The 16,438-nt window shown below is 37.0% G+C and carries 14 protein-coding genes; 2 read left to right on the plus strand and 12 right to left on the minus strand.

Annotated elements, in window-relative coordinates:
* Nucleotides 1-293: 293 nt before the first annotated feature.
* From MUW73_RS01715 to tgt, 12 genes are all read right to left on the minus strand, one after another.
* Entirely contained in the window at nt 294-2,366 is a 2,073-nt protein-coding gene (locus tag MUW73_RS01715) for a hypothetical protein (protein WP_243575196.1), read from the minus strand.
* 910 nt (nt 2,367-3,276) lie between these two features.
* On the minus strand, nt 3,277-4,071 hold the full coding sequence (gene porN / locus MUW73_RS01720; protein WP_243018592.1) for a type IX secretion system ring protein PorN/GldN: 795 nt from the start codon (nt 4,069-4,071) through the stop codon (nt 3,277-3,279).
* An 11-nt stretch (nt 4,072-4,082) separates the two neighbouring features.
* Nucleotides 4,083-5,663: a type IX secretion system motor protein PorM/GldM gene (gene porM / locus MUW73_RS01725; RefSeq protein ID WP_243018591.1), complete on the minus strand. Its 1,581-nt coding sequence runs from the start codon at nt 5,661-5,663 to the stop codon at nt 4,083-4,085.
* A 50-nt stretch (nt 5,664-5,713) separates the two neighbouring features.
* Nucleotides 5,714-6,424: a type IX secretion system motor protein PorL/GldL gene (porL, locus tag MUW73_RS01730; protein WP_243018590.1), complete on the minus strand. Its 711-nt coding sequence runs from the start codon at nt 6,422-6,424 to the stop codon at nt 5,714-5,716.
* Between the two features lie 50 nt (nt 6,425-6,474).
* Nucleotides 6,475-7,410, minus strand: coding sequence for a formylglycine-generating enzyme family protein (locus tag MUW73_RS01735; protein WP_243018589.1), 936 nt, complete (start codon nt 7,408-7,410; stop codon nt 6,475-6,477).
* 246 nt (nt 7,411-7,656) lie between these two features.
* Complete coding sequence (locus MUW73_RS01740; RefSeq protein WP_243018588.1) at nt 7,657-8,340, minus strand: hypothetical protein; 684 nt, start codon at nt 8,338-8,340, stop codon at nt 7,657-7,659.
* Nucleotides 8,337-8,735 (minus strand): ExbD/TolR family protein, encoded by a 399-nt coding sequence (locus tag MUW73_RS01745; protein ID WP_243018587.1) that lies wholly within the window; start codon nt 8,733-8,735, stop codon nt 8,337-8,339. Before MUW73_RS01745 ends, MUW73_RS01740 begins: the two co-directional genes overlap by 4 nt.
* 31 nt (nt 8,736-8,766) lie before the next feature.
* Entirely contained in the window at nt 8,767-9,384 is a 618-nt protein-coding gene (locus MUW73_RS01750) for a MotA/TolQ/ExbB proton channel family protein (RefSeq protein WP_243018586.1), read from the minus strand.
* 469 nt (nt 9,385-9,853) lie between these two features.
* The gene (locus MUW73_RS01755; RefSeq protein WP_243018521.1) at nt 9,854-10,513 is read right to left on the minus strand and encodes a hypothetical protein; all 660 of its coding nucleotides are present in this window, start codon (nt 10,511-10,513) and stop codon (nt 9,854-9,856) included.
* Between the two features lie 84 nt (nt 10,514-10,597).
* Nucleotides 10,598-11,158: an NAD(P)H-dependent oxidoreductase gene (locus tag MUW73_RS01760; protein WP_243018523.1), complete on the minus strand. Its 561-nt coding sequence runs from the start codon at nt 11,156-11,158 to the stop codon at nt 10,598-10,600.
* 167 nt (nt 11,159-11,325) lie between these two features.
* A complete protein-coding gene (locus MUW73_RS01765) occupies nt 11,326-12,405 on the minus strand; it encodes an LptF/LptG family permease (RefSeq protein WP_243018525.1) in 1,080 nt (359 codons plus the stop codon).
* A gap of 10 nt (nt 12,406-12,415) precedes the next feature.
* Nucleotides 12,416-13,540 (minus strand): tRNA guanosine(34) transglycosylase Tgt, encoded by a 1,125-nt coding sequence (tgt, locus tag MUW73_RS01770; RefSeq protein WP_243018527.1) that lies wholly within the window; start codon nt 13,538-13,540, stop codon nt 12,416-12,418.
* Nucleotides 13,541-13,826: 286 nt separating this feature from the next.
* Here tgt and lptB point away from each other — a divergent pair, with 286 nt between their 5' ends.
* Both lptB and gatB read left to right on the plus strand, forming a co-directional pair.
* Nucleotides 13,827-14,558, plus strand: a complete 732-nt coding sequence (gene lptB / locus MUW73_RS01775) for an LPS export ABC transporter ATP-binding protein (protein WP_243018528.1) — start codon at nt 13,827-13,829, stop codon at nt 14,556-14,558.
* A gap of 319 nt (nt 14,559-14,877) precedes the next feature.
* A complete protein-coding gene (gatB, locus tag MUW73_RS01780) occupies nt 14,878-16,341 on the plus strand; it encodes an Asp-tRNA(Asn)/Glu-tRNA(Gln) amidotransferase subunit GatB (protein WP_243575197.1) in 1,464 nt (487 codons plus the stop codon).
* Nucleotides 16,342-16,438 lie beyond the last annotated feature (97 nt).

Here is a 16,438-nt window from a genome sequence, read left to right on the forward strand (position 1 = left end):
ATTATATTTAGCAACTCTTTGGTTTGCGTTGACGAAATTAGTAGAAAATGAATTTTTGTTGTTACTTTTTTCTTGATAAAAAAGTAACCAAAAAATCAAGCGCTGATGAAAAAAGTGGCTGAAAGCTTGGTTTACAGCTGGAAAAGCAGGAGCCTACCTGCAATCCATCCCGGCAACTGTTTTTCTTTTCATCTGTAAACTGCGCTTGCTGATCGCAACTATTTTTACAAGGGGCGTTTTTTGTGCACTTGTGACACAGTAGTGAATGGATACATAAGATTACATTTTGCTTTCTACAGACCACTCTTTGTTTGTTTCATGAATGCTGCCAAGCCATCTGTGGTTCCTAGTTCCTCCATGAGTTGCTTACCTAGTTTCTGATTCTCTTGTCTTTTTTTCTTAACATCTATTAAAGCTATTATATGTTTTTTTATTAGTTCCGAATATAGTATATCTTCTACTCCTTTAATTAGCGCTTGCCATGATTCCTCGTTTAGCCTCGCATGTAATTCTTTATTATTTTCTAATTTTGTGTATAAATTTTTTAGCTTACTATCTTTATTGATCCAATTTTGCTTGATCCAATTTATCCACTCTGGTGGAATTAGCTTTTTTGCTTTTATTAAAAATGTGTACCTTGCCACCTTTTTAGAATCTTTTGGAGGTAGGGGTTTATAATTTGCGTACCAATTTAAATCGAAGTTTGCGAAACATTGTGTTAGTAGTTCTTCTTTGTAACATGCTATTTGTGCATCATCCATTAGGTCTTTTATGGATGCATTTTTAAGTTTGGGTAATATAGTACCTACTACTTCATCTCTTGCAAGTTTTCCTATCTCAGATCCTAATTTCTCTAACAATTTTTTTGTCTCTTTACTCTTCTTCTTTGTTCCTAATAGCGTTGGTTCTATTTTACTAAATATATTTTTGATGTTATTAGCCATTAGCTGTGCTTGTTTCTCTAGATTCTCTTTTAGCTCCTTATCTGCCTTCTCATGTTGTTTATTTTCTAGCTCTCCTGCTCTTTTTTCTACTGTTTCGATGGCTTTTTTTCTTTCATTTTCTTCTTTCTTCATTTGTGCACGGTCTGCTTGATTTCCCTTTTCTAGTTTCTTGATATCACCCTCTATTTTCTTCTTTTCTTGTGTTAGTGTATGGATTTTTTGTGTTAGCCTTTTGATTTCTTTCTCGGTTGCTTCATCTTGCTCTATTAGTTCCTGTAATTTTGTCTTGTTTGTTTCATGTTTCTCTGTTAGCTTATTGTATTTTTCCTCGTTTTCTTTATATATTTTTTCTAGCTTTGTGAGTTTTGCTTGCTCTGTTTTATTTTTACCTGTTATTTCCTTGATTTTTTGCTTTATTTTTTTATTCTTCTCTTGTAGTTCCCTGAGTTCTTTTTCGTCTTTTTGATTTTCCTTTGTTATTTCCTGGATTTTTTTCTTGGTTGCGTCTTGCACCTTACGTTTTTGCAATAGATCCGTTTGGACATCATTCATCTGCTGTTCTGTCTTTGCTAGCTGCTGTTTTTTGTCCGCTAGCTGCGTTTCTGTCTTCTTTAGCTGCGTTTCTGTCTTCTTTAGCTGCGTTTCTGTCTTCTTTAGCTGCGTTTCTGTCTTCTTTAGCTGCGTTTCTGTCTTTTTTAGCTGCTTGTTTTTCTTGTTTTTTGTAGTGTTTGTAGTAGGTTCGTCTTTTAGCTTATTGAGATACTCGGTTTTTGGTTGGTTTGGTTTAGTTAATAGTTGTTCTGGGTTCTCAATTTTTCGTTTTAGATTTTGATTTTCATTTTCTATCTTATTGATATGCGTGTTTTTTTCAGCGAGTTGCGCTTTTGTTTCAGTGAGTTGCCCTTCTTTTTCAGCGAGTTGCCCTTCTTTTTCAGCGAGTTGCGCTTTTGTTTCAGCGAGTTGCTCTAGGAGACTGCTATTGTCTTTTGTTAGACTTGTATCGTAGTTTACTGGGGTGTTATTTTCTAGACTTCGAATTTTTGCCTCTAGCGTTTCCTTGTTTTGCTCTAGCTCTTTGATTGTTTCTTCTAACTTTCTGATTTTTTCCTTTAGCTCTTGGTTGTTTTCCGCTATCGGTTGGTTGTTTTCCTCTAGCCCTTCCTTTTTTTGCTCTAGCTCCTTGATTGTTTCTTCTAGCCTTTTGATTTCTTCCTTTAGCTTGTTGATTTCTTCCTCTTGCTGCTTGTTTTTTTCAGATTCTTTTTTAGGCTTTTGTTCTTTACCCTTAAGCCACCTGTTTTTTGGCTGTAGACTGGCTCCTTGTTTTTGTGACCCACATCCCCCATTACTACTCAATAATAGTAGACTAAATAAGATAATAGATTTGTTATAATTGGTTAATTTTTTTTTTATATTATACATATAAGTGACTTAAGAATTGAGTTGTATGATGCAGTCAATTACAAATCAAAAAACAGGATTTAATAATCTCTTATTCCGAGTTTTAGTATGGTAACCCCTACTACTTAAAAAATTGTCTATCTATTCAGGATTGTCTCACGAATAGGTACAAAAAACATTTTTTGTAAAAAGGTTATGATGAGCAGTGTCCGCCCAGCTCATATCCATAAAGTCGTATGATAGCTCAATAAGCAACTTGCTTAGCTTTTGTTCAGCTCAGCGGTCAGAACCAGCTTTTATCCGACTTTTTTCTCGATAAAAAAGTGAAAAAAATGAAGCTCTCTGTAAAAAGTTTCGGAAATCACCTATTAGAGCTGATTATAAAAACAGTTTGTTTGAGCCAGCACAGCAGTTAAGTTGTGTTTTTTTAGCTCTAATAGGTGATTTCTAATCGAAAATATTTATAATAGCTGTTTTTCCTAGAATCGCTACAGCCTTGCGTATATGCATCAAAAAATAGTAAAATAATTAGGCAAATCTATAAAAAAAAATAATAATATCCTATTCATTCAACAATATAGTAAGGCTAGGTACAAGTTTCCGTTCACCACTATGGCTTATGCTAGTAAAAAAACGCGCCCTTTGAAAAAAGTGCGATCAGAAAGCGGCGTTTACAGATGAAAAGAAAAGTAGTTGCCGGGGGGATTGCAGAGAGGTTCCTGTTTTTCCAGCTGTAAACGAAGCTTTCAGCCAATTTTTTCATCACCGTTTGATTTTTTGGTTACTTTTTTATCAAGAAAAAAGTAAGATAAAAAAGCCTTATAATCAAATAAAAATAATTAAAAATCCCTTAAGTTGACGCCATTGGCTGAACAGTTACTTGTAAGCAGCTATATTCCTTTGTAGCACTGAGCTATAACAATGCCATAAACTAATGTTCAGACATAAATTCCTCTAGTTCCACATCAATTTCTACTGCCATCTTCTGCGAAGCAATCAGCCCTTGTCCGTCACCAGGTTTTTTTTCATAGATTTCATCTACAGTAGCATCACCTAAGTTGCTTACCTTTATAATCCTACTACCAGGCAAAAATAATCTAAGGTCAAAAGCATCTGTCCAGGTTAAGTTTTCTGCAGCGTTAGCTGCGTTATACCAAGTAACCAACTCAAAAGGAAGCTTGTTAAAATAATCTATTATATCTTTGTACTTAAACGTAGCTATGGTATGATCTAAATAGGTAGGGGGATTATTTCTGCCAGGAACAATTAATTGAATAGATTCAATATCATATTCTTGCCTAGCAATGATTTTATTGAAAATTACATGCTCTACTAATCTTAATGTAGAAATTTGATGTGGAAAAAATTCATGAGAGGTGTTGGGTGCAGTAGCCTCTTCATCTGGAATTTGTAAGTTTTTCAAAAAGGCAGTTTCAGTCATTACTTCTGTGAGTGTATCATCCTTGTAAGGAAGCAATAATTTATTTTTTACACCATCTATGATGACTTTAGAAATCTCTTTGCCACGCATAAAACATGGTTGATTTTGTTTTTCATCTAAATAAATTTCTCGCCAAACTTTTCTTGCGTACAAAATATAGGCCCTCGGAATCGGCCGAGTAGCATGCGGATTGTAGCTTTGAGACAAATGATCTACACGACCATAGGATGGAAAATGGGTGACCAACCAAACAAGTAGAACCAAAAATGACTGTTTTATAAACATATGGTATACAATTAAGTAATTAAAATGTTGAAGCAGGATTTATCTATAATAGTTTCAACTTCATTTTTAAAGTTTTGCCTTTCTATTTTTTTTATTTCTATAACCAAGCGATCACCTGGCTTGGCAAGTGACGCAATGGCGTGTAAATCTGCAACGCTATTCGTGACGGTTAAGCTATGAATAGGCCGACTGCCTCGTGCTAAGGTAACCACCCATTCTGCTACCCGATACCTGGCATCTTTAGGTAAAAAATCTTGAAAATGTTTGTTAGGTACTACGTTCACTTCAAGTACCCTGGGCCCGGGTGCAGGAAGCCCTGATTTCATGTCAATGGTTTTATTTTTAGTGGTGATGCAAATTTGTGGAGTAGGAATATCTTGTACCATAAAAGATTCTGTACCTATTAAATGGGTTTGGTTATATACAGTTATTTTAACCTCTTTAGCCTTAGGAATCACTGTGATTACTCCTTTTTTAGCGCTAGGTATCACTTGGCCACCTGTTACCTTAAATTCAGGTTTGTAGGCAACTCCCAGAGAAGGAACTTGAATATCTAACTCGTTACCGCAATTGCGATACAGCGATTGTACGGTAGCTGCTTTTACTTGAATGACTGGCTTAGCAACCAAATAAGGGATCTCTTGTGTAATAATCGATTGCTTGCCCCCAGGTAGTTTCAATTTTATGGCTGCTTTAAAAGTTTTTTTAGCGAATCCATGACTGTCATAGGTACCAGGAGTGGCTGTAAAAGAGATTTTTCCTATCCCTTCTTCTACTATAATAGGTTGGTCATCGATAAACATCTCTGGAGAAACAGCAGAAGAAGAGGCTGCTAAAATTAAATCTGCTTCATACCGACTGCCAGCGGCAACAATATAGGATTTCGTGTTGGCTAGTAATTTAAGGGTGTCGAATCTGACGTCGGAGGAGCCAATCGTATCGCCTAATGTGCTGATGGCATCGGCTTCTGTAGTTACTACGTCAGCAGCGAACTGACTTAATGTAGCCAATGCAGCACCAAGAGGGGTATGGCCAAAGTTTAATGCCACAAAATCTTTTTGAGCTTGGTTGGGATTATGACTAAAAAACGGATGATCTTTTGCGTCACAAGCAATAGGGGTATAAGGTTTATTGGCTAGCTTAGATAGTTGTACTATATAGTTCTTTAACTTACTTTTTAGTATGTTCCCTTCACCTTTATGGAACATAAAATGGGCTACTGTAGCCTCGCTTTTAAGACCTTTAGGTAACTGAGTAGCCTTATCTAGCCCCCCCTCGGCATCAATGAGCTGTTTTTTTAAACCATCAATATAATCAACCAAGGCTACCGTGTCTTGATGCATAGCAGTCACTTGTCGGAGTATGGTTAGGTCTGATGGACGATTGCCCATGTCGCTCACTGCATTTTTTAATGCTTGAATCGAACGTTGATTTTGTTTTAATTGAAGCCTTCTACTGTTATCAATACTGTTACTTAGTACGATGAACTTATCCAATACGCTAGAGCTGACCTGTAGTGCCAACATGGCTGTTAGCACCAAATAGATCAATCCTATCATTTTTTGTCTAGGCGTTAACTTTCCTTTAGCCATAACACTTAACAATTTTATCAGGAATGATTGCTTAATAGCTTATACACTACTTAGCTTTTAAAAGCGGTTAATGTCTTAGCATATATTGCATTCAAAGCAGTTATTTTTTCATTTAGCGAAGCGAGCTCTTGCTTAAAATTGATTGCTTCCTTACCGGCTATTTCCATAGCTTGTAAAGTGGTTTCTAAATGGTTATATAACATGCTAGTCTGTGTAGCCTGTTCTTCCATACGTGCTAAGGCTTTTTTGTAGAGGTCGTTCATGGAGGTTAAGGCATGAGCCATATCTCCAATTCCTTGATTAGCTTGCCCTACATGATGAACATATGCTTCTGTAACTTGACTAATATTAGCAAAAGAAGGAACATTAGCCATATTCTCTGAAAAACGACGCATAGTAAGCGCTAAGTTTTCTAATAAAGAGTGATCTATGGAAGCTTTTTGCAAACATTCATCCAACTTTTGCGTAATGGTAGAGATCTTGGGACCATTATTGGGTAAAGTAGGTCTATAATTAGGAGCCAATTCAGGATATACGCGCGACCAATCTATCGCTTGTTCCTTAGGTTCAAAGGCCCCTAAAAGAAAAATTAAAGCTTCTGTCGAAAGTCCAAGCCCTAACATAAGGTTGCCTCCAGGTAGGTTCAATAGCTTAAACATAGCTCCAAATATTACAATAGCGGCACCAATATTGTAGATGAAGGGCATTATGTCACTATAAAATTTATCTTTAAATTTAGTATTTACTAGATGATGTCTCATGGTATTTTTGAATTTTAAATAGTCAAAAAGATTATGGCTACCATAAAAAGTTACAGAGCAGACATAACGCATCTAAAGCCAATATAAGAGCGCGCTACCTCTTTATGCTCACCATCATAAGCACCTGTTTGTAACGAATAGGCATAGTCTTTCCAAGAACCACCTTTAATTACCCTAAATAGGCTGTCTTCTTGATCTCTATCGGGAGAAAACATGGTCCCACTCTTATGTATTAACAAGGGGCTGTATTGATCTTCACACCATTCTGCTACATTACCCGCCATATCATAAAGCCCATAGGCATTGGGTGGAAAAGCCTTGACTGGCGAAGTATAGGTGTAACCAGATGCTGCATAGTCTCCCTTGGTAACCTGAAAATTAGCCAGGAGTTTACCTTTTTGATCTCTTACAGTAGGTCCCCCCCATGGATATTGCCCAGATAGACGCCCTGCTTTTGCAGCATACTCATATTCAGCAGCAGTAGGGAGTCTAAAATCAGGAGAGGGAGGTAACCCATTGGAGGCTAAATATTTATTCCTATAGATAGAACGAACACGGGCAAATTGTTGGGCTGCTTCCAACGTAATGCCCACTACAGGATAATTAGCAAAACGAGGATCTGTACAATAGTTTTCGCCAAATGAATCATCCATAAACATAAAAGGAAAATCTTTTTTCCAAACGGTTATATCAGGGATTAGTTTGTTTTTAATATAGGCTTCTTCTAACCCATATTCCCCTGGATTAGCTAGAACAAGCTCTAGAAACCTCTGGTATTTTGCATTGGTAACTGGTGCTACATCTACATAGAGTGGCCCAACAGTTGTAGTTTGTGTAATATTGGTTTTGGCAACGACGCCTTGATTGACCCCTCCTCCCATTAAAAATGTACCTCCTGGAATGAAAACCATATCTAATGGAATATCTTTTTTCCATTTTAAATTATTATGGTGACCTATAAATTCTCCTTGATCATCAAGAGCCATACCGCAACTACCCATTATCGTGTAAGTAAAGCATAATAATAAGCAGAACCTCACGATAGATTGGAAGGGCTTGGGTAAAAGGAATTTGTGAGCAGGCAAAAACATAAGCATATATTTTACGAATAAGATGTTTTTTAACGAACAGACTTTACAAATCTAGTAACTTTTTTGCTTTTTACAAAGCTGCTATAGAACTAATCTTTATTAGGTCACTCTTAATCAATTTTTTTATCATAATATATTACTTTACTTTACGACTAGTATAAAAGTAACCTTACCGGTAGAAATATGAGCGCTATGATCAGTTGTTTTACTAAAGGTGAGGCCACGTAGTGCATCTGCATAGATCTTTTCTACCATAGGGGTAACTGTTTTTTCGATGGTTTGAATAGAAATAATTTCACCATTTTTATCTACCTTAATTTCAAAAACTATTTTACCAGATTCTTCTGTAGTATCATTTGGATTAGGGACTACATCCCAATCCCAACCTCTTAATTCGAGGCTAGCCCCTGTTTGTTTGGTACCATTGTTAGTGGTCTTGTATAAGCCACGCTCATCTATTATTATGGGGTTGTTATGGGATTTGGGAATTTTTTCTGCTGTTTTTGTAATACTTGGTTGATTTTGGCATCTGCGTTGTGGGCGCACAGAACTACGTTTTAGCCTATTCTTAGACAGTGTATCACTTTGGTTATCTGATGTATTGGCTGGTTTTGGGTATTGCTGCGTTTCATTTTGAATGGTTTGATGCTTTTTAGGTATGTAAGCAATAGTGGATTGTAAACCAATTCTATAAGCTTGGCCACTAGATGCGCCTGAAACAGGCATAGACCTTATAGAGTAGGCTAACCCTAGCATCAATAGATGTAAACCGATCGATAGAGCTATACTCTGTCCATTAGGAGACAATAAAGCGTTATTTTTCATGGTTTATGTTCAAACTCCGTTGCTATGGAAACAGAAGCTCCTAACCTATTAGCTATATCAGCTACTTTGACCATATGGGCTATAGCCAGCCTTTTATCTATGTGTAGTACAACAACTTTAGTTGATGTCTTGGTTAGTGCGTTTTGTAACACATGATCCAGTTGATTAAAAGTAACACGTTTCCCCTCTACGTAATAGGCTAATTTGGCTGTAATAGTTACATTGACTGGCGCCGACGCTGTTTTTTCATTGGTGCTTATGGGTAAGTCAACAGGAAGCGCTTTAGGGCTATAGCTTGCTGTAATCAATATAAAAATTAATAGCAAAAATATAATATCAGTCATAGACGCCATGCTAAATGAGGGATCTATTTTATTTTTTATACTGATTTTCATTTTTATCTATTCTAGAGTAAATGGCTATACTTTATCTAATATTGGCTAAAAAAAGATTGACTATATAGTTCAACTTTGCTGTAGCCTTATTGATCTGGGCAATGCAATAGTTATAACCTAAATAAGCTATAATACCAACCACCAGCCCTGCCACAGTTGTCACCATTGCTTCATAAATGCCACTTGAAAAAACTTGAGAAGAGAGATGATCCTTTTCTTGGGAAATAACCATAAATGTTTGAATCATACCGGTAACGGTACCTAAGAAGCCAATCATAGGTGCTGCTCCAGAAATAGTAGCTAATAAAGAAAGCTTTTCTTCTAAAGAAGATAGCACTCTACTAGACTCGCTCTCTAAAATCAATGCAATGTTTGAAGCTTGTCGTTTCCTTATACCCTTACTCATTACCTTTTGTATAATATTATCTTGCTGGCTACATAAATGGGTTATTTTTGAGAGGTCTCCTTCGTTCAATTGTGTTTCTATTGCTTCCAAGAAACTGGTGGGGAAATTCAAGTATTTGCGATAGATCAATAAACGTTCTAATATTATGTAAACGCTCATTAAAGATAATAAGGCGAGCGGAAACATTAACCAACCACCTTTTAAAAGAAGGCCTAAGAGGGTGTGTGCGTTGTAAATATTCATAAAACTATGATACACTATATTTATATAGATCTTTTTCAAAGGTTACTTTTGCTGCTAAGTTGCAAGAGTAGCCAGTGTTTAAAGCCCTAATGCAGACCTAGCAGGCTGAGCTTTTTGGGTCTTTTTCTTTCCACAAACTTGGCAGCATAAAAAAGCCAGAAAGCAGTCTAGTATGGGTAAAAAGCTGCGTATCTATTTACCACTATGGCAGCGTACGTAAAGAAAAAAACGCCCCTTGTAAAATAGTTTCGATCAGAAAGCAGCTCTCACAGCTGAAATAGAAAAACAGCCTGTTTGAAGCCCGCGAATCGGGCGGGTTCTGTTTTTCCAGCTGCTAGGGCTGCTTTCAGCAATTTTTTACCCAGGGCTTGATTTTTTGCTTACTTTTTTATCAAGAAAAAAGTAAGCAAAAAACATCTTATTTGCCACTGACTTGAACAGGTACAAAAATCAAATTAAATATAAAGAGTTAATACTTAAAAACAAATATGTTACTATATTTTGCCTGCAATTTGAATGTTGAGTTAAATGCTTTAAGTTTTTCATCTGCTTCATATTCAGTTTTACTATGTCCTATCGTAACACGATAGTACTTTTCGCCTTTATCGATTCTAGGTAAAATAAGATAAACACCTAAGTTTTTTCTGATTAGCTTTTGCACTTCTTTCATAGCAGATGGCTTGTCTAAATGGTTGAAAACTACCAGGTGATATATCCCTTGAGGTCCCTTTAATTCTTGATAGGTCCCTGGTTTTACCAATGGGCTGTTTTGTTTGGTTACCAGCTTTTTTTTAGTCGCACTAATACTCTGTTTTACCCTAGCTTTTGTCCTATCATTGGTGTTTATGCTTGTTCCTGTTGCAGTCGTTTGCCTACACGGGACAGACGATGATCTGGTAGAATTTTGGGCATGATCTATAGCATTACTATTATCTTGTGGCTCAGTGGGCAGAAGCGTTTTTTGTGAACCAAACGATTTCCAGTAAAAAGTATAACCTACTTTTCCGGCAATAAGGATGACTATAATGGCTACAACAATCAAAAGAGGCCATATAACTTTTTTTTTAGGTAGCCCTTGAAAATCTGGCTTAGGCAACCCGAATTTATTATCCATATAGTTGGTAGACATACTAAAAAATTTTTAAGTAAAAGGGAATAAAGAACTTGTAAGCGCGTTTTTTCTTTTATGGCAATATAGTAAAGAAAAAAGAAATTAAGCCAAAATTTGTTGAACCAACTGGCAAAGATCGCTATAAGATTCTGCGAAGAGTGGGCACATATTACCCGTTGGGCTATTTTTAATTTGTATACGATTGGCGCTAAAATTTGAACCAAAAAGCATGTCTAACTTATGGAGTGGATAACGGAACAACAACCCGTTTTGTTTCTCATAATCATGGTCATGACCATGATTATGATCAGGATCCATAACAATTGCTATTAACCTACAGAAGGTATAGTTGTGTTTCTTTGTATGGGTAGAAAGTAATTCTATAAAATTATCTAACCCAATTGGTACCATATTGTTTTGTTCTGGAAGAATGAGTACCAACTTTTCTATTATGGACAAGGTATCTTCCAAGGCGGTTAACTTTTCTTCTTTAATTTTTAAGGGCTTAGTGTAAGAAGATTGTATTAACTGTTCTAAACTGACTGTTTCTAATGCTGTATCACACCCTTTTGCTTCTAAGGCACCCGCACACCAACAACTAAAATTTTCTGGAAAAGAATTACCCGGCTCAGTTGCGGTGAGAATAAGCACCTTGGTTTTCATGGTGTGGCATTTGGTTAAACAACGCTATCTATACAATAAGCAATAACATAATAGCAACAAGATTTGCACGAATATAGCAATTATTTGCGCAAATAAAGTAATGAATTTGTTTATTAAGTGTTTTACTCTGGTATGAATAGTGTGTAGCAACCATTCAAATGCTACTACTACTTGGGTACTAGTCGATAAAATATGGTACATAGAATAGAAAAGATAATATTAGGTAGCCATATCTCAAGGATAGGATGTTCGCTTTGTGTTTCTGCTACAATTTTGGCAGATAAAAAGAGGACTATATACAAACAAGCCAGTACAAAGCCTAAAGTAATGCGTCTTCCTATTCCCCCTCTAGGTTTATGTACAGCTACTAAAAACCCCAATACAATAAGAATGATAATAGCAAAGGGTGTCATATATCGAATATGTTTCTCTGCTATAAAAAAACGGACACTTTCATTACCTTTATAGATCAATTTTTGAATGTGCAAATCTAATTCAGGTAAAGTTAACCCCTCTCTTAGATTAGGATTAATAGAAAAATCTTCTGGATCTATATCCAAGGAAATGCGTAAATTATGACCTGATGTAAGTTCCTCATAGTTTGGAAAAAGAATCCGCTTCTCCCAAGATTGTAGCATCCATGTTTGTTCCTTGGCTAGCCATCTTATCTTTTCAGCATGTAGCCGCTCTACTAACGCATGATCTTTAAAGGTATCTAAGCTTACATCATACCCCGTATTATTGTAACCATGGTATTTCCTAATATAGAGGTATTGATCAGGTCCTACCTTGATTTGCAGGTAGTCTGATCGATCAGAGAATCCCATATCGAAATCGAGGTATTTTGTTTCAAACTTAATGCGTTCCTTATTGGCGCTGGCCAATAACCAACCTGTTAAATAAAAATTGGCTCCGGTAAGTAAAGCGGCAATAACCATATAAGGTGTTAGGATACGGTTAAAACTAATACCCCCGCTTAATAGGGCAATAATTTCTGATCGTCTGGATAGTCTAGTGGTTACCCAGATCGTGGTCCCAAATACAATAATAGGAGACAACAGGTTTACCATGTAAGGCATTAGCACACAATAATAATTAAATATCTCACTAAAAGAGAGGTGATGTTTTTTAAAGCTGCTTACATTTTCTGCTGCGTGAATAATGATAATCAGCAGGGTAAAGATGGTGAGCGTAACCAAAAAAGTGGAAAAAAACTTTTGGAAAATATATCGATCTAGTAGCTTCATTTTGATTTGATTAGATTTTTTCCATGATGGTTGTAAGCATGTTGTTTTTCCATGCAACAAAGTTATGCTGCTGAATCTTTTCTCTAGCTTGACGCACCAACCATAGATAAAAATTTAAGTTGTGCACGCTGGCCAGTTGAGCACCTAATAGCTCTTTGCAAGTAATCAAGTGGCGCAAATAGGCTTTTGAGTAATAACCACTAACTGGACCACCTAACGCAGCATCTATAGGACTAAAGTCATGCGCCCATTTTTTATTTCTAATGTTTATTATGCCTTTTGTGGTAAATAAGGTACCATTGCGTCCGTTACGAGTGGGCATGACACAGTCAAACATATCTACACCTAGTGCAATACATTCTAAAAGATCACGTGGCGTACCGACACCCATCAAATAGCGTGGCTTAGAGCTGGGTAAAATCGAACAAACCAGTTCTGTAATTTCATAGAGTTGACCGTTAGGATGACATACGCCTCCTATGGCATTACCAGGCCTATCGGCTGCAGCTATGGTTTCAGCAGATTGTATGCGCAAATCTTTATAAACACTACCTTGCACAATTGGAAACAGGGTTTGATGGGCATACTGCTCGGTTAAGGTAGTATCAAAATAGGTTATGCCTCTTTTGAGCCAACGATGGGTCCGTTCCATAGAAGCTTTTGCATAATTATAACTACAGGGATAAGGGGTACACTCATCCAATACCATCATAATATCAGAACCAATGCTCCGTTGAATATCCACCACACTTTCGGGGGTAAATAAATGCTTAGATCCATCTGTATGGGAACGAAAGGTAACCCCTGTTTCTGTAAGTTTGCGGCTATTGGCAAGAGAGTAGACCTGATAACCTCCGCTATCTGTTAATATCGGACGATTCCAACCCATAAAAGCATGGAGTCCTCCTGCTTTATCCAATACCTCAGTGCCTGGACGTAGATAGAGATGATAGGTATTGCCTAAAATAATATCGGCATCCAATTGGTCTTGTAATACTTGCTGGGTAATAGATTTTACCGACCCTATGGTGCCTACTGGCATAAAGATAGGCGTACGAATGGTTCCTCTACTGGTAGTGATTAGCCCTGCCCTAGCCTTGCAATATGGATCTTGATCTTCTACTAAAAATTGCAATGCAGTATGTATGTTTATGTTTAATGGCGTAACCTATCCAATCAAAGTAGGCTTTACCTACTTAACTAAAGTTCTTGTTGGATTTAGGATTAAATATATGCTTTTTTACCTTTATACTCGATGAGAGATTCTCAGAACAGAGGCTCAATAGTAGTAAAATCCATATTTTCTCTTAAATTAGGGCCAAGCACAAAATAATAGTAGCCACTTTTTTACACAGGGGCTTGATTTTTGGGCCTACTTTCGTTACGTAAGCGTACGATACCAATTCCTTACAAATATTTCTATGCAACTTCGTGCTGATTCATTAATCAAAGAATACAAAGGTCGTAAGGTAGTAAAGGGCATTTCACTGACGGTTGATTCTGGTGAAATTGTGGGACTACTTGGTCCGAATGGAGCCGGTAAAACTACTACCTTCTATATGACGGTTGGCCTTATCAAACCCAATGGCGGCAATATTTATTTAGATGATAAATGCATCACCCGATTGCCGCTATATAAGCGCGCGCAAAAAGGTATTAGTTATTTACCTCAAGAGGCCTCTGTGTTTAGAGAATTAACGGTGGAGGACAATATCATGGCTGTATTGGAAATGCGTGGTCTTTCCAAACAAGCATGCAAAGAAAAGTTAGATAGCTTATTAGAAGAATTTAGCATTACCCACATACGGAAAAATAAGGGGAATGTGCTTTCTGGAGGAGAACGTCGTCGTACAGAGATAGCCAGGGCATTGGCTACTGAACCTAAATTTGTTTTACTAGATGAGCCTTTTGCAGGTGTAGATCCTATTGCTGTAGAAGAAATCCAACTGCTTATAGCCAAGCTTAAGCACAACAATATTGGGGTGCTTATTACAGATCATAATGTAGATGAAACGCTTTCAATTACCAATAGGGCTTATTTGATGTTTGCAGGTACTTTACTTAAAGCAGGTACTGCAGAGGAATTGGCAGAAGATGAGCAAGTACGAAAACTTTATCTTGGAGAAAAATTTGAACTAAAACGTTACGACTAACCAGGTCAAAGGTGCTTGTAATTTATTTTAAGGAACTTTTCAAGCTACTTTTGTCTTGATAAAAAATTAGCCAAAAAATCAAGCGCTGATGAAAAAAGTTACTGAAAGCACAGTTTAAAGCTGTAAAAACAGGAGCTGCGCTGCAATTGGGCTCCCTACAACTGTTTTTCTTTTCATCTGTAAACGGCGCTTTCTGATCGTAACTTTTTCCAAGGGCGCGTTTTTGCTTTTTGTGCAGCCCTATCACGCTCCTGAAAAAATGGCCTTCTATAGCTGATCTTGACAAGGCGAAATATATCTCGTAAACCAGAAAAAACCTATGGATGAAAGTATAAAAGAGCAATATCAAGTAGTTATTGGGTTAGAAATTCATATTCAATTGCTTACGGATAGTAAAATGTTTTCTTCAGATAGAGCAGAATATGGTGCCCTGCCTAATACGAATCTTAGTCCTGTTACATTGGCCTATCCTGGTACCTTGCCTAGGGTAAATAAAAAAGCCTTTTACTATGCTATAAAGTTAGGGTTAGCTTGCCAGTCAACTATTACAGATTTAAATTTCTTTGCAAGAAAAAGTTATTTCTATCCAGATTTACCAAAAGGTTTTCAAATTACACAAGATACTACTCCTATTTGCCGCGGTGGATTTGTAACTATTTATTCAAATGAAGGGGAAGAAAAAAAAATTCCACTCATCCGTATGCATCTAGAGGAAGATACCGGTAAATCTCTACATGGCATGGTGGAGGATATTACCTTGTTGGATTATAATCGAGCAGGTACACCTTTGTTAGAATTGGTTACTGCGCCAGTCATCACAACAGGAGAGGAAGCTTATCAGTTTTTATCTGAAATTAGAAAACTGGTTCGCTATTTAGATATCTGTGATGGTAATATGGAAGAGGCTTCTCTGCGTTGCGATGCCAATATTTCAGTAGCCTTAAAAGAATCTAAGCTGTTGGGTACCAGAGTAGAAGTTAAAAATATGAATTCTATGCGTAATGTTCAGCTGGCCATAGCCCATGAAATAGAACGCCAAATAGCATTATTAGAAGCTGGTGAGCCAGTCATAGCAGAGACACGTCACTTTCAAGCTACTTCAGGCGAAACCCTTAGTCTTCGTGCCAAAGAAACAGCTAGCGAGTACCGGTATTTTCCAGAACCAGACATACCGCCTATATGGGTTTCCCAAGAATGGATAGAAAGCATTCGTAAGACCATGCCTTTATTGCCAAGGGCTTATTTTAAAAAATTTATAGAGATATATGGTCTTTCCCATTACACTGCTTCTGTGCTTACTGAAAATAAGGCGTTTGCAATCTTATTTGACGAACTATGTGGCCATACTACCTACTATACAGCTGCAGCGAACTGGTTGCTAGGTCCTGTTAAAGGTTATCTTAATGAGCTTTCTCTATCTTTAGATAGCTTTCCACTGACTGTAGACCGTTTTGTAGCACTAATCACATTAGTAGAAAGTGGCATGGTCCGTTTTTCTGTTGCAGCTAGCCAAATCTTTCCTATCTTATTGCAAGACTTAGAGACAACCCCCATGGCGCTTGCAGAAAAGTTAGATCTCATACAGGATAATGACCAGGTTAATCTAAAAGCGCTAGTTGAAGAGGTACTTACCGCTTATCCAGACAAAGTAGCTGCTTACAAAAATGGAAAGTCAGGGTTACTAGCTATGTTCATGGGAGAGATTATGAAAAAAAGTCAAGGGAAGGCCAATGCGTCATTAGTTAGTAAGTTCTTAGAAGAAGCGCTAAGAAGCACTAAATAATTAATATAACGCTATTTTTCTATTGCAACTGTAAAGGCCACTTTTGGTATCCATTCGTTACGTTTCCGTTCACCACTATGGCGTCAACTTAAGGGGT

The sequence above is a fragment of the Candidatus Cardinium sp. cByotN1 genome (assembly GCF_022810525.1).
Taxonomy (GTDB): domain Bacteria; phylum Bacteroidota; class Bacteroidia; order Cytophagales; family Amoebophilaceae; genus Cardinium.

Coding starts and splice junctions, on each gene's coding strand:
- MUW73_RS01740 (WP_243018588.1), bottom strand. CDS start 8,340: ATGAAAAATAACGCTTTATTGTCTCCTAATGGACAGAGTATAGCTCTA.
- MUW73_RS01745 (WP_243018587.1), bottom strand. CDS start 8,735: ATGAAAATCAGTATAAAAAATAAAATAGATCCCTCATTTAGCATGGCG.
- gatB (WP_243575197.1), top strand. CDS start 14,878: ATGGATGAAAGTATAAAAGAGCAATATCAAGTAGTTATTGGGTTAGAA.
- lptB (WP_243018528.1), top strand. CDS start 13,827: ATGCAACTTCGTGCTGATTCATTAATCAAAGAATACAAAGGTCGTAAG.
- porL (WP_243018590.1), bottom strand. CDS start 6,424: ATGAGACATCATCTAGTAAATACTAAATTTAAAGATAAATTTTATAGT.
- MUW73_RS01765 (WP_243018525.1), bottom strand. CDS start 12,405: ATGAAGCTACTAGATCGATATATTTTCCAAAAGTTTTTTTCCACTTTT.
- MUW73_RS01760 (WP_243018523.1), bottom strand. CDS start 11,158: ATGAAAACCAAGGTGCTTATTCTCACCGCAACTGAGCCGGGTAATTCT.
- porM (WP_243018591.1), bottom strand. CDS start 5,663: ATGGCTAAAGGAAAGTTAACGCCTAGACAAAAAATGATAGGATTGATC.
- MUW73_RS01750 (WP_243018586.1), bottom strand. CDS start 9,384: ATGAATATTTACAACGCACACACCCTCTTAGGCCTTCTTTTAAAAGGT.
- MUW73_RS01735 (WP_243018589.1), bottom strand. CDS start 7,410: ATGGCTCTTGATGATCAAGGAGAATTTATAGGTCACCATAATAATTTA.
- MUW73_RS01715 (WP_243575196.1), bottom strand. CDS start 2,366: ATGTATAATATAAAAAAAAAATTAACCAATTATAACAAATCTATTATC.
- porN (WP_243018592.1), bottom strand. CDS start 4,071: ATGTTTATAAAACAGTCATTTTTGGTTCTACTTGTTTGGTTGGTCACC.
- MUW73_RS01755 (WP_243018521.1), bottom strand. CDS start 10,513: ATGTCTACCAACTATATGGATAATAAATTCGGGTTGCCTAAGCCAGAT.